Below are 13,017 nucleotides of genomic sequence, written 5' to 3'. Positions count from 1 at the left end.
GAATGGATGTGTTACTTATGCACTTAAAAGGTACTAATGCAGAATTTTGTTGGTTGCACAACCAGCGCCAGCCTTCTGCCCCAGTTCGTTGAAACATAACATAGCTGAAATACGCAGATACTCGACTACCTCAAAATAAGCACGCTCGGCTTCTTCGTCTTCATCTACGGCGAAATCGAGCTTGGCAATTTCAACCATGTCATCAATCACTTCGCGAACGTCTTCTGACAGTCCGCTCAGGTTCGTCTGGTTCACGCCAAAACCGACTAAAAACGATTGAACCCAGCTAATCATGCTCGATAAACGCTCAAACAGTGATTCATGATCACTTGGTAGCAACAAATTAAAACCTAAATCGGGGTCACGCATACTGGCACAGATATCAGCTGCCATTTCGATAACGCGCTCGCGCACGGCTGGTTTAAACGACTGGCCTTCGTGAATGAGATCGCTAAGCAGCAATAGCCAATCGTCACCCTCAACACTAGCGCCACCTGCGATCATGCCGGTTAAAATACCGTGCACTTCGGCGGCATTCGATAAAATTCCGTTTTGCTCGAAAAACTCGGTTAAACGGTCGTAACTTAGTGGGTTAGCTTGGCTGCTACCAATTTCTGACATAATCGTTGTACTCTTATCGTTCTTTACGCACATCCTACCATTGCAAAGCTATTCAGGCTAGCTGACAAAACCCCGTAGGACGTGCCATAATATGGCTAATTCCAAGCATAAGAATAGTACAAGCACAGAGGAAGCGGCATGAGTCAACGCGCCATGGACATAAGATTGATGGAACGTCACTACAAAGTGAATTGCCCACCGGGGCAAGAGGTTGCTTTGCAGCAGGCTGCTGATCGCTTGAATAATAAGCTGGAAACGATTCGTACCAACACCAAGTTGTCGAATCCTGAGCAAATTGCAGTAATGGCCGGGTTAAATTTGTGTCATGAATTTGCGCAAGAGGAAAAGCGTCAGCAACAGCGCATCGCTGATCTCGAAGAAAAATTAAAACTCCTGCAAGAAACTCTTGAACAAGTCATGGCGGAACAGCGCCCCGGACGTTAAAATACTCACATTATGACTGCCTGGGATGTGCGCCAGCACGCCGATGTCCCTGAGCCGATGCTAGCAGTAAAGGGGCTCACTGGGCGGCTATTGAGCAAGCTCGACTAGTATCGAGAAGCCTGCGGCCGTTTCAATTGCGCCCCGCCTTGAACCAGTGGGTTCAAGGGCTAAGGCACAGCAGCGGCATTCTGGGTAGTCACCCTATGTAGCCCGGCGTTTCACGCCGGGACGCGGCACCGCTGCGGTGAATGCTTATCAACACCCTCCCATATTGAATTCAACTATGCGTAACACACCCATATTGAATTCAACTATGCGTAACACACCCATATTGAATTCAACTATGCGTAACACACCCATATTGAATTCAACTATGCGTAACACACCCATATTGAATTCAACATTAACGGTGCTTCGCACCACCCGGCGTGGAACGCCGGGCTACGTCTACTATTTCACGGACGTCGGCGAGGAGCTGTTGAGCGTCGTAAATAATGCCATCTTTAATCGTGTAACGAATACCCTTCGTGCGAATCGGCTGATTATTTTCATCCAACTTGTAATGACCCGTACCGTACAAGACTTTGAAATTCGCTAATGGGTTCTCGTCGACGATGATCAGGTCGGCTTTCTTGCCCGGCACCACGCTGCCAATTTCGTCTTCAAGGCCCAGTGCTTCGGCGCCATTTAAGGTGGCGGATTGAATCACTTCCAGCGCGTTGAAGCCGGCTTCGCGTAACAGCTCAAGTTCACGAATGTAGCCAAAACCGTAGATCTTGTAGATGTAACCTGCGTCAGAACCTGTCGTTACACGGCCGCCGTGGTTTTTAAAATCGTTCAAAAAGGTCATCCACAGCTGGTAGTTTTTGCGCCATGCGACTTCTTCGTCGGTAGTCCAGTCAAACCAGTATGAACCGTGTGCATAACGGCTTGGCGTGAAGAAATCCCACAGCTGCGGCAGGGTGTATTCTTCGTGCCAAATCGCGCGACGCTCACGCATGAGGTCACGGCTTGCTTCATATATGGTGAGGGTTGGGTTGATGGTGAAATCGCGTGCAATGAGTTCATCTCGCACTTTATTCCACTGCTCAGAACCAGGTTCTGCCGCTTGCGCCCATAAGCGCCCTGCTTCACGGAAACGATCCTGCTCGTTGTTGTAGTTATAATCCGCTGGATAATTCTGAATACGCTGACCGGTAAATAACGCTTCTGGTAAACCATACCAGTGTTCCATGCTACCAAGACCGAGGCGCGCCGAATCGATCACACTGGTGCGTACCACATTCAATTGGGCGTGGTGCATCATGGTGCCGAGGTTTTGTTTATTGGCCTCGTCTAAGGCTGCCGCCATGACTTTTGGCGTTGCGCCGAAAAATTTGATACCAGAAGCGCCTTGGCGTTTGATTTTACGCACCCAATCACGCGCTTGCTCACCATTAAAAATCGGCTCCTCCGCCCCCATGCCGAAGCCGGCAAATGGAACAATCCGAGGCGAAACAATGGCATTTTTCTCGGCTTGTTGTTGATGCCACTTAGTCCAATCGAGGCCGTTGAAGCTACCTGGTTCACGCACGGTGGTAATACCGTGGGCTAACCAAAGTTTGAGTACATATTCCGCTGGAATGCCGTCGGCTGAGCCACCAATATGACCGTGCATATCGATAAAGCCAGGCAACACATACTTGCCATGCGCATTAAGCTCTTGGTCATTCGGCCCCGCAATTGGGCGACCTTCGTCTTTAATTGGCACACCTGGGTAGCCGACGCTCACCACGTTTACAATACGGTCATCTTCAATCACGATATCGACTGGGCCTTGCGCTGGCGCACCTTCACCGTTAATTAGCGTCGCGCCGCGAATGATGAGTCGGTCATATGGTCCAGCACCTTGCTCGCCGCGCTCAGGCGCTTTCGGCGGTGCTGCCTGTACTGTCGCGCTGAACGCGACTGTAAGGGTTAACATGCATAGAAATTGGCGTATCATGGTAAGCACTCACTATTATTTTAATTATTCGTTTCAGCAAGGATATCAGCGCCGTGTCTCAACAGCAATTACGCCGCCATCTACTCGACGCACGTGGAAGCCTATCTAGCGCAGCCCGTGATGATGCTGCCTTGCAAGTCGGTGACCACTTACTACAGTTGCCTGAGCTACAACAACCTTGCCAAATTGGTAGTTATTTTAGCGTGAAAGCTGAGCTACCAACCCATGCGATCAACGAGCAACTCATGGCGCATAACCATCAATTGTCATTACCAATCCTTCACCCTTTTCGCGCTGGGCACTTGCTGTTTATGCAATTAAGCCAGACCACCCAATGGACGCATAATCGCTTCGGTATTCCCGAACCGGAATTAGATGTTCGGCATGTCACGCCATTAACTCAGATGAATATAATATTGGTGCCGCTGGTTGGTTTTGATGCGCAGGGCAACCGCATGGGCATGGGCGGTGGGTTTTATGACCGCACGTTAAGCACCTGGCGAGAAGGTAAAGTAAACCTGCTACCTATTGGTTTAGCGCTCGATTGTCAGTACGTTGATAAGTTGCCCGTTCAACCGTGGGATGTTCCGCTAGAAATAGTTATTACCCCCTCTAAAGTTTGGGACTTTCGAAGTTAACGCTGTATACTGAAAAGCCATAGACCATCAACTATGGATACCGTCATGACCACCTCGCAAGACCAACTAAAAAAGCAAGCCGCAGAAGCCGCCCTGAAGTATATTCAACCGAACACAATTGTTGGTGTAGGCACCGGTTCAACTGTTAATTTCTTCATTGATGCCCTAGCCACTATGAAGCACGACATTGAAGCCGCGGTATCAAGCTCAGAAGCTTCCACCGAGCGTTTAAAAGCCCACGGCATTGAAGTGGTTGAGCTTAACAATGTGGCGGACTTGCCAGTGTACGTCGATGGCGCCGACGAAATTGATGAGCATATGCGCATGGTCAAAGGTGGCGGTGGCGCATTAACCCGCGAAAAAATTATTGCTGCCGTTGCTGATAAATTCGTATGTATTGCCGATGAAAGCAAAGTCGTTGGTCGCTTGGGCTCGTTCCCAATTCCTGTCGAAGTGATTCCAATGGCGCGCTCTTACGTGGCTCGTGAAATTGTAAAACTCGGTGGCGACCCCGTTTGGCGCCAAGGGTTTGTGACGGACAACGGCAATATCATTCTCGATATTCACAACTTTGATATCTTAGACCCTGTTCAACTTGAGCAACAATTGAATAGTATTGTCGGTGTGGTCACGAATGGCCTGTTTGCCAAACGTGGCGCCAATATCGCAATCATCGCAAGCCCTGACGGCCTGCAATTCATGGAGTAGCTATGAACACCTCGGCATCACCGCAAGTATCGCTTGCAAAAGAACGCATCCAAATATTGTTACTTGAAGGTGTGCACGACAGCGCGATTGAAGTACTTAAACAACATGGGTACACCAATATTAAGGCGCTGAAAACCTCGCTGAACGAAGATGAGCTCTGCGAAGCCATCAAAGACGTTCATTTTTTAGGTATTCGCTCACGCACGCAGTTAACTCCGAAAGTATTCGCTGCCGCCGATAAACTGGCCGCTGTCGGCTGTTTTTGTATTGGCACTAATCAAGTGGATCTTGAATCGGCACGCGATAACGGCGTGGTGGTTTTTAATGCGCCGTTCTCAAATACGCGCAGTGTTGCAGAATTGGTGCTGGCTGAAATCATCATGTTGCTGCGCCGTATTCCGCAAAAGAATGCCGCAGCGCACCGTGGTGGCTGGGACAAAGCAGCCAAAGGCTCTTTTGAAGCGCGCGGTAAAGTACTCGGTATTATCGGCTACGGTCATATCGGCAGCCAATTAAGCATTCTTGCTGAGCAACTTGGCATGCAGGTGCGTTACTACGACATTGAAACCAAATTATCACTCGGTAACGCATTGCAAGTGCGGCGCCTCGATGATTTGTTAAAGCAGGCAGATGTGGTGACACTGCACGTGCCTGAAACGCCGCAAACACAGTGGATGATTGGCGCTGAGCAACTCGCAAAAATGAAGCCTGGTTCAGTTTTAATTAACGCCTCGCGCGGTACGGTTGTGAAAATCAATGCACTGGCTGATGCCCTTAAGTCAGAGCATTTGGCTGGTGCTGCCATTGACGTGTTCCCAGTTGAACCGAAAGGCAATGACGAGCAATTTGAGTCGCCGCTACGCGGTATCGACAGCTGTATTTTAACGCCTCACATTGGTGGCTCAACGGAAGAAGCCCAAGAAAACATCGGTATTGAAGTGGCCGGTAAACTGGTGCGCTACTCTGATAACGGCTCAACCCTGTCTGCGGTGAATTTCCCAGAGGTTGCATTGCCGGCGCATGAAGGTTCACGTCGCTTGCTACATATCCACGAAAACCGTCCAGGTATGCTGACGCGCATTAACCAATTGTTGGCTGAGCAAAACATCAACGTCTCTGGCCAATACCTGCAAACCGACAGCAAAGTGGGTTACGTGGTGATTGATATTGAAACCCCACCGAAAAGTACCATAGCTGATGATTTGCTTCAGGCAATGCGCAATATCGACGGCACCATTAAAGCCCGCGTGTTGTATTAAAAAAGCCGATGCATTGGCATCGGCTTTTGTCTTTCGTGGTGAGCCTTATTTCTGGCCTTTCACCGTTTGTTCCATCGATTCTGGTGAAACGTGGCGTACATCTTTTCCTTTCACGAAGAAAATAATGTACTCGGCAATGTTCTGACAGCGGTCACCGATACGCTCCAATGAACGTGCTGACCACAAGACGTTCATCACCTTTGGAATACCGCGTGGGTCTTCCATCATGTAGGTCATCAACTGGCGAGTGAGTGCTTCATACTGACGGTCTGCTTGCGCATCCATTTGGTGCACTTCGAACGCCGAGTCAAGATCCATACGTGCAAACGCATCCAAAACACCGTGTAACATTGCTAGAACTTGCTGGCCAAGATTCTCAAGGCTTACCAAGAACTGTTGTTGATCGTTGTTGAAGCTTTCGAGTGCAACTCGCGCAATACGTTCTGCTTCATCACCGATACGCTCAAGATCGGAAATAGTTTTGAAGATTGCGATAATCAAACGCAAGTCGCTCGCCGCTGGCTGACGTTTCGCAATAATCTGCACACACGCTTCATCAATTTGTACTTCAAGTGCGTTAATTTTGTAATCGCGTTGAAGAATTTGCTCTGCCATTTCATGATCAGATTTCTCGATGGCATGCAATGAATCACGCAGCTGTTGCTCAACCAACCCACCCATATTGAGTACTTGGTTACGCACCGCTTCGAGCTCTTCGTTAAATTTACCGGAAATATGCCGGCTCATATTCATCTTATCCATTGCCTGCTCCTATTAACCGTAACGTCCGGTAATGTAATCTTCCGTTTGCTTCTGTGCCGGTGTGGTAAACAATGTGTTGGTATCGGCATACTCAATCAGTTTACCCATGTACATAAACGCCGTTTGATCAGACACCCGCGCCGCCTGTTGCATGTTGTGCGTTACGATAACCACCGTATACTTTTCTTTTAGCTCGGTAATGAGCTCTTCAATGGTTAGTGTCGAAATTGGGTCCAATGCTGAGGTTGGCTCATCCAATAATAATACTTCTGGCTCAATAGCAATGGCACGTGCAATCACCAAACGTTGCTGCTGACCGCCTGATAGGCCAAAGGCTGATTCGTTGAGACGATCTTTGACTTCATCCCACAACGCCGCACCTTTGAGCGAGCGCTCAACTACTTCATCAAGCGTACGACGATCATTGACGCCTTGTAAGCGCATACCGTACACCACGTTCTCATAAATTGATTTCGGGAACGGGTTTGGACGCTGGAATACCATACCAACTCGACGACGCAACTCAGCGGCATCGACATTTTTGTCGTAGATGTTCTTGTCATGCAACAAGATTTCACCGTTCACGCGGCAAATTTCAACAAGGTCATTCATGCGATTAATACAGCGCAATAACGTTGATTTACCACAACCTGATGGTCCGATAAACGCCGTTACGCGGTTTTTCGGAATGTTCATCGAGATATCATACAGCGCTTGAGCTTCGCCGTAGTGCAAATTCAAATTGCGAATTTCTAACGCGGTTTGCTCAGGCGTCAAATTTGCTAAGTCTAAAGTCTCGACATTGCTAGCATTCGGAGTTACCGAAATCATAGTAGTTAACCTTCTGCCCTAAAATTTATAAACGCTTCAATACTAATCTGTGCTGTCACAATTAGTGTTCAAGCGAACGATACTTTTCACGTAAATGGTTACGCACGCCAATAGCCGTTAAATTCAACCCGACAATGACGGTAACCAATAAGAATGAGGTGGCGTAAACTAATGGACGCGCTGCCTCAACGTTTGGACTTTGGAAGCCCACATCATAAATATGGAAACCTAAGTGCATGAACTTACGGTCTAAATGGAAGTACGGGAAGTTACCATCAACCGGTAACATCGGCGCCGACTTCACTACACCAACCAACATCAATGGCGCTACCTCACCTGCCGCACGAGCAACCGCGAGAATGAGACCAGTCATAATAGCTGGCGATGCCATCGGTAAGATAATTCGCCACAAGGTTTCCGCTTTTGTTGCACCTAACGCTAAACTACCTTCGCGAAGCGTGCTAGGAATGCGTGACAGGCCTTCTTCGGTAGATACAATGACTACCGGTAGCGTCAAAATCGCCAAAGTAATCGCTGACCACATGACGCCTGGGGTACCAAAGGTTGGGCTTGGTAGCGCTTCTGGATAGAAGATTTGGTCTAACGACCCACCAACCATGTACACAAAGAAGCCTAAACCAAATACACCATAAACAATTGATGGTACGCCGGCGAGGTTAATCACCGCGATACGAATCAAGCGCGTGACGGCATTCTTACCCGCGTATTCGTGCAAATAGACCGCCGCGATAACCCCAAATGGCGTCACAATCACCGACATCAATAGCACCATAAATACGGTACCGAAAATAGCTGGGAATACCCCACCTTCGGTGTTAGCTTCGCGCGGGTCTTCGGTGACAAACTTACCAATTTGCACAAAGAAGTGACCGATTTTACTGAACACCCCCATATCATTCGGGAACGTCGCATCAAGCACGCGATACATCGGTAAAGTCACTTCCATACCGCGCATATCTCGCATCACCACACTGTCACGGTTCGCTGCATCACGGTATTCAAACAGCTCTTTTTCAAGCTCTTGATAAGCGTCACGAAGCGCCTGTTCTTCATTGGCGATGCGTTGTTGCTCGGCTTCGGTTAATTTCCCTTCGAGATCCAGCGCTCGGCTTTCAAGACGTAACTGGTTCAATTCGTAGTTAATTGCACCAATCTCGCCCTGCTGAAGGTCGGCCGCTTTTTCATTGAGTTCAACAGCGCGCTCAATACGCTCAAACAATACGTCACGGATATTATCAGAGTTCGCCACCGACTCACCGTTCTCCAGCACGTCAACGACATAACCGTAGAAATTGCCATCTTTTGCACGCTCAATAACCGCGAGGTCTTTTGGTGTTTCATCGCGAATAATTTGCGGCTCCATCACCCACATGAAATCAAGCGGTACAAATTCACGGTTACCAACCTTGAACAGTTGACGCTCAAGCGTGATTCCTTCAAACCCATCCAGCTGAACGCCAGATTCTTGTAACCGCTCAATTGGAATTTCTTCACGATCGTATACTTCGCCGATAATCACTTGGGTGCTACCGTCATTGGCACGCACTTCAACTTCGTGAATGGCTGCTGGCCAGAAAAATGACAAGCCCCGCCAAGCAATCAGCGCAAGTAAGCCGAGCACAGCAATAAGGCTGACACTGACTGCGCCCGCGGTAAGCCAAATATACGGTTTTCCTGTTTTAAACCATTTATTCATGGACATCCTCACGCTTACATCGAGCTATATTTTTCGCGCAGACGCTGACGCACTAATTCGGCGAGCGTATTAAACACGAAAGTGAAAACAAACAAGACAAATGCGGCCAAGAATAAGATGCGGTAGTGCGAGCTACCTACTTCTGATTCAGGCATCTCAACAGCGATATTCGCCGAGAGTGTGCGCATACCTTCGAAAATATTCCAATCCATAATTGGCGTGTTACCGGTCGCCATTAACACAATCATCGTTTCGCCGACGGCACGTCCGAGCCCCATCATCACCGCAGAGAAAATACCTGGGCTGGCCGTTAACAACACAACTTTCGTTAAGGTCTGCCAGGTTGTCGCACCGAGTGCTAATGAACCATTCGACAAGTGTTTCGGTACACTGAACACCGCATCTTCGGCAATCGAGAAAATGGTTGGGATGACCGCAAAACCCATCGCGATTCCAACAACTAACGAATTACGTTGGTCGAAGGTGATACCCAGTTCATTAGTGATGTACTGACGAACGTTGCCATCAAATAATACGGTTTCAACCCACGGCGACAGTTCGAACGAGAACCATCCGACAAAGCCGACTATCGGTAATAAAATAAGTGCCGCTCGACCATCCGTGAATCGGTTGCGCCATACTTTTGGTAAGACACTACTAAGCGCTGCAAATAGCACGATCGCAAGTGGTACCAGTATGATTGTTGCAACAATACCCGGTAGGTAATTCTCGATAATTGGCGCAAGCCAGAGACCGGCCAAGAAACCTAAGATAACCGTTGGCAAGGCTTCCATAATTTCAACGGTAGGTTTCACCACTTTACGCACGCTTGGCGACATAAAGTATGCTGTATATACCGCAGCGGCTAAGCCAATTGGCACCGCAAACAACATGGCGTAAGCGGCGGCTTTAATCGTACCGAACGAAATCGGCACTAAACTGAATTTTGGCTCAAAATCATCTGAACCTGACGTCGATTGCCAGACGTATTGCGGCTCAGGGTAACCTTCGTACCAAACTTCCTGCCAGATACCGCTCCAGGTGACTTCAGGGTGTTCGTTCTCAAGGTTGAATGTATGAAGTTCACCCTCACTTTGCATTAACAAAGTATTTGCTCGTGGGTCAATGACAACCTGTTCTGCGTGTAAATCATCAACATGAGAGAGATAAAGATCGGCCTCGGAGGTGGTATGGAACACACCAACTTCGCCGCTTTCAGAAATACTGTAGAAAGTACGACGAAAATATTCGGCGACGATATCTTTGATAGCTGAGTTACCGGCTTTAAATTCACGAATATATTGATACTGGCGACCATTTTCGCCAGACACTTCAAACCATTGCGTAATTAGGCCATTCGCATGTCCAAACATGATTGAACTTGCACCGGCCAGCAACTGCATGGTGGTCACTTCACCGAATCGGCGGCGATCAATGTTTAACAATTGACGCTCGGTTACCTTGCCGGTGCGCGACACGTCGTAAACATAAAAGCGATTCGCTTGGCGAACGAGCACTTGGCGCAAATCTGGGGTAACAACTAAGTCATCAACCGCGCCATTTATTGGTAGCTCAGTGAATTTCGATTTTAATTCAACTTCACCCGTTAAGAAGCTTCGGTTAGCTTGTAAGAAGTTCACGATTACTTGGTCATCTGCCGTTACACCGGCAAATAGCTGCGATTCACCGTCGTACTCGTACGCTAACTTCACTAACGTGCGCTGTTGCGGATCAACCTGTACCAAGTCACCGTCATTAGCGAAGTCAACCACAGGGGTTGTTAAGCGACGGCCATCGGTAAACTTGGTGCGGAATTTGGGTTCAATAACGCGCGCTTGACCATCCGCCACAGCATAAGCGTAGCGCTTATTTTGCGGCTGCGTGGCGGCGAATGCGGTTGGTTGTTCAGCAACCTGCTCTGACAACAGGAGTTGCCCTGGCTGCCAATCGGTGCCTGGTTTTTGCTTTAATGCAAAGAAACTCAGTTCACCAGCGTCACTGAAACGAAAGCCGATTTCCGATTGTTCTTCCATGCCCATCGCCACGGTTTGGCCCTGACCAGGTACAGAGAACGATTGTTGGTGTTCAATATCAACACCGCGGAAAATCGGTTCAACCACATATAACAAGTAAAAGAAAATCAGTAGCAGTGCAATTAGAACTAAACCGCCGCCGAGAGTAACCCCCCAGCGCGCGGCCTTGTCTTTAATCAATCGCACATTACTGGCTCCCAACTCAGCGCGTTGTGATGCCGCCATTGCTGCCTCTTTAAGATTAAATGAATACCATAAACCTACTGCAGCATAGTATAGACACGTTCTATGACAGTATTGTTACAGTGTTGTCATATTCCTGACATTTTTCTGTCATGCTACGCTCACAAGCGAGGCGCTGTCTGTTTTTTTGCCAGATAAAATTTCCGGTGCTTGCGTCGATTTTATATGCGCTAAATTTAGAACCCACATGGCGACCCGCGACTGACCAATGCCACCACCGATACACTCTGGCAATTCACTCTGCAGTAGTTGCTGATGCCATGCTTGCTGCAATATTGACTCGCATGAACGCACATAAACTTGATGTTGTAGCGCGGCTGCGTCTACTCGAACTCCCATAGATGATAACTCAAGTGCGTCGTTTATCGCACTATGCCAAACCAATAAATCGCCGTTTAGTCCGGCATATTCTGTTTCGGTTGCTGTGCTCCAATCATCATAATCCGGCGCTCGATTATCGTGAACGGTTCCATCTGCCAGCTCGCCACCAATACCGATGATGAATACAGCTTTATGTAACTTTGTGAATTCAGCTTCACGCTGCTTTGGTGTCAATTGCGGATACATTTGTCGCAATTGCTCGGAGTGGATAAACACAACTTCTTCGGCCAAATGCGTTTGATGCTCCGGGTTAAACTCCATATAGAGCTGACGCAACCCCGAGTAAATTTTAGCAACCGTTGCTTTTAATGTTTCCAGAGTGCGGTCGCTGGGTAGAATCACTTGCTCCCAATCCCATTGTTCAACGAGAACGCTATGCCGTTCACTGAGTTGCTCTTCGTCAGCTCGGATGGCTCGCATTTGTGCGACAATGCCTTCGCCGACCGAGCATTCGTAATGCGCCAACGCACTGCGTTTCCACTTCGCTAATGAATGCACAATTTCATACTCTTGTTGCTGCGCACGAACGAACACAGACACAGCTTTTTCATAGCCGCTTAAATTATCCTGTAGGCCAGAGTTTTTCCGCACCATCAGCGGGGCTTGAACTTCAGTTAGGTTGAGCTTTTCACAGAGTAACTCGGTGAAGCGTTGTTTGAGTTGGGCGGTTTGTTGTTGGTGCTTGAGCATGGGGGCCTCTTTAAACTAAGAACGTTGTTCGTTATTCGTTAGTCGTTAGTCGTGCGCTGCGCTGTTTGTGCGCTGCGCTGTTCGTTAAAGACAAGATAAAATAAAACACAAAAGACAATAACCTCAATACCGTCTATTTAATTTAGCTTTTGGCGATGAAATTAATCTTTTAATTGGCTTTTATATTAGATATTGTTTAATTCTGTTGGTGGAAAATGGGTGGGAATTAGATGATCGATGATTTGGATAGAGCGATAATTTCGACGTTGCAAGAAAATGCGCGGGTATCTTATGCGGAAATAGCTAAAGTTGAAGGCGTGAGTCCGGCGACAATTCATGTTCGCATTGAGAAACTTCGGCAGGCAGGGATTATTACGGGAACGCACATTCATGTCGATCCGCGTAAACTTGGGTATGACGTTTGCTGTTTTATTGGTATCAATTTAGCGCGTGCGGGTGATTATCCTAGCGCTCTTCAGCAACTGAATGCTCTACCCGAGGTCGTTGAGGCGCATTACACTACCGGACAGTACAGTATATTTATTAAGGTGATGGTGCGATCGATTGATGACTTGCAGAATTTACTCATCAATAAAATTCAACCAATTGAAGAAATTCAGGCCACTGAAACGTTGATTTCGTTGCAGCAGCCCATCATGCGCCAAATTCAAGTCTAAACAAAAAAAAAGCCCCGAAATTCGGGGCT

The 13,017-nt window shown here is 48.0% G+C and carries 12 protein-coding genes and 1 other RNA gene; 6 read left to right on the top strand and 7 right to left on the bottom strand.

Annotation, left to right across the window (positions count from 1 at the left end):
* Nucleotides 1-33 precede the first annotated feature (33 nt).
* Nucleotides 34-621: a UPF0149 family protein gene (locus tag LG272_RS04830; RefSeq protein ID WP_404409858.1), complete on the bottom strand. Its 588-nt coding sequence runs from the start codon at nucleotides 619-621 to the stop codon at nucleotides 34-36.
* A 138-nt stretch (nucleotides 622-759) separates the two neighbouring features.
* On the opposite strand from LG272_RS04830, the gene zapA reads away from it, so the two are divergent.
* Both zapA and ssrS read left to right on the top strand, forming a co-directional pair.
* A complete protein-coding gene (zapA, locus tag LG272_RS04825) occupies nucleotides 760-1,065 on the top strand; it encodes a cell division protein ZapA (RefSeq protein ID WP_126760247.1) in 306 nt (101 codons plus the stop codon).
* Nucleotides 1,066-1,079: 14 nt separating this feature from the next.
* Nucleotides 1,080-1,264, top strand: a non-coding RNA gene (gene ssrS, locus LG272_RS04820) — 6S RNA.
* Nucleotides 1,265-1,468: 204 nt separating this feature from the next.
* Here the strand turns inward: ssrS and LG272_RS04815 are convergent.
* Entirely contained in the window at nucleotides 1,469-3,028 is a 1,560-nt protein-coding gene (locus tag LG272_RS04815; RefSeq protein WP_404409857.1) for an amidohydrolase family protein, read from the bottom strand.
* 74 nt (nucleotides 3,029-3,102) lie between these two features.
* Between LG272_RS04815 and LG272_RS04810 the strand changes: the two genes are divergently transcribed.
* Genes LG272_RS04810 through serA form a run of 3 tightly spaced genes read left to right on the top strand, consistent with a single transcriptional unit; the run spans nucleotide 3,103 to nucleotide 5,654 of the window.
* A complete protein-coding gene (locus LG272_RS04810) occupies nucleotides 3,103-3,687 on the top strand; it encodes a 5-formyltetrahydrofolate cyclo-ligase (RefSeq protein WP_404409856.1) in 585 nt (194 codons plus the stop codon).
* A gap of 45 nt (nucleotides 3,688-3,732) precedes the next feature.
* Entirely contained in the window at nucleotides 3,733-4,395 is a 663-nt protein-coding gene (gene rpiA, locus LG272_RS04805) for a ribose-5-phosphate isomerase RpiA (RefSeq protein ID WP_404409855.1), read from the top strand.
* A gap of 2 nt (nucleotides 4,396-4,397) precedes the next feature.
* A complete protein-coding gene (gene serA, locus LG272_RS04800) occupies nucleotides 4,398-5,654 on the top strand; it encodes a phosphoglycerate dehydrogenase (RefSeq protein WP_404409854.1) in 1,257 nt (418 codons plus the stop codon).
* Between the two features lie 45 nt (nucleotides 5,655-5,699).
* Here the strand turns inward: serA and phoU are convergent, their stop codons facing one another.
* From phoU to asnA, 5 genes are all read right to left on the bottom strand, one after another.
* On the bottom strand, nucleotides 5,700-6,416 hold the full coding sequence (phoU, locus tag LG272_RS04795) for a phosphate signaling complex protein PhoU (RefSeq protein ID WP_126760252.1): 717 nt from the start codon (nucleotides 6,414-6,416) through the stop codon (nucleotides 5,700-5,702).
* A gap of 12 nt (nucleotides 6,417-6,428) precedes the next feature.
* Nucleotides 6,429-7,247, bottom strand: a complete 819-nt coding sequence (gene pstB, locus LG272_RS04790) for a phosphate ABC transporter ATP-binding protein PstB (RefSeq protein ID WP_126760253.1) — start codon at nucleotides 7,245-7,247, stop codon at nucleotides 6,429-6,431.
* A gap of 61 nt (nucleotides 7,248-7,308) precedes the next feature.
* Complete coding sequence (pstA, locus tag LG272_RS04785; protein WP_126760254.1) at nucleotides 7,309-8,964, bottom strand: phosphate ABC transporter permease PstA; 1,656 nt, start codon at nucleotides 8,962-8,964, stop codon at nucleotides 7,309-7,311.
* A gap of 14 nt (nucleotides 8,965-8,978) precedes the next feature.
* Complete coding sequence (locus LG272_RS04780) at nucleotides 8,979-11,222, bottom strand: ABC transporter permease subunit (RefSeq protein WP_404409853.1); 2,244 nt, start codon at nucleotides 11,220-11,222, stop codon at nucleotides 8,979-8,981.
* Nucleotides 11,223-11,330: 108 nt separating this feature from the next.
* Entirely contained in the window at nucleotides 11,331-12,311 is a 981-nt protein-coding gene (asnA, locus tag LG272_RS04775) for an aspartate--ammonia ligase (protein WP_404409852.1), read from the bottom strand.
* Between the two features lie 230 nt (nucleotides 12,312-12,541).
* Between asnA and asnC the strand changes: the two genes are divergently transcribed.
* On the top strand, nucleotides 12,542-12,988 hold the full coding sequence (gene asnC, locus LG272_RS04770) for a transcriptional regulator AsnC (protein ID WP_404409851.1): 447 nt from the start codon (nucleotides 12,542-12,544) through the stop codon (nucleotides 12,986-12,988).
* The last annotated feature ends 29 nt before the right edge of the window (nucleotides 12,989-13,017 follow it).

Source organism: Pseudidiomarina marina (assembly GCF_044807045.1).
Lineage (GTDB): Bacteria > Pseudomonadota > Gammaproteobacteria > Enterobacterales > Alteromonadaceae > Pseudidiomarina > Pseudidiomarina marina.
Note: the sequence above shows the minus strand (reverse complement) of the source record. Positions and strands in the feature narration are given on the sequence as shown.